Below are 525 nucleotides of genomic sequence, written 5' to 3'. Positions count from 1 at the left end.
TGTTGCGCCGCCCGTTCGATCTCGGCGTCGGTGGCCGACATGCGGCCATAGCGGATGTTGTCGCGGATCGTGCCTTCGAACAGATAGGGCGACTGCGAGACATAGGCGATCGAGCCGCGCAGCGACTGCTTGGTCACCTTGGAAATATTCTGGCCATCGACCTCGATGGTGCCGGACTCGACGTCGTAGAAGCGCTGCAGCAGCGCCACCAGCGTGGTCTTGCCGGCACCCGACGCGCCGACGATGGCGGTCATCTTGCCGGCGGCGGCGACGAAGCTCAGCTCCTGCAGCACCGGCGTCTCCTCGACATAGCGGAAGGAGACATTGTTGAAACGCACCTCGCCCGTGGTGAAGTGCGCCTCGACGGCGTCAGGCGCGTCGCCCTGCTGCGGCTCGAGGTCGAGCAGTTCGTAGATCATGCGGGCGTTGACCAGCGCCCGCTCCATGCCGACCTGCATGCGCGCCAGGCGCCGGGCCGGGTCGTAGGCCAGGATCAGCGCGGTGATGAAGGAAAACACCGCGCCC

1 protein-coding gene is annotated in these 525 nt (G+C 66.3%); it reads right to left on the bottom strand.

Translation table 11 applies throughout. The features are described 5' to 3' along the window. Positions 1–525, bottom strand: a 525-nt coding sequence (locus ACWTU8_RS32200) for an ATP-binding cassette domain-containing protein (RefSeq protein ID WP_455851299.1), incomplete at both ends; no start/stop codon positions are given.

The organism is Mesorhizobium sp. BHbdii (genome assembly GCF_053848045.1).
This window is presented reverse-complemented; position numbering and strand designations above follow the sequence as displayed.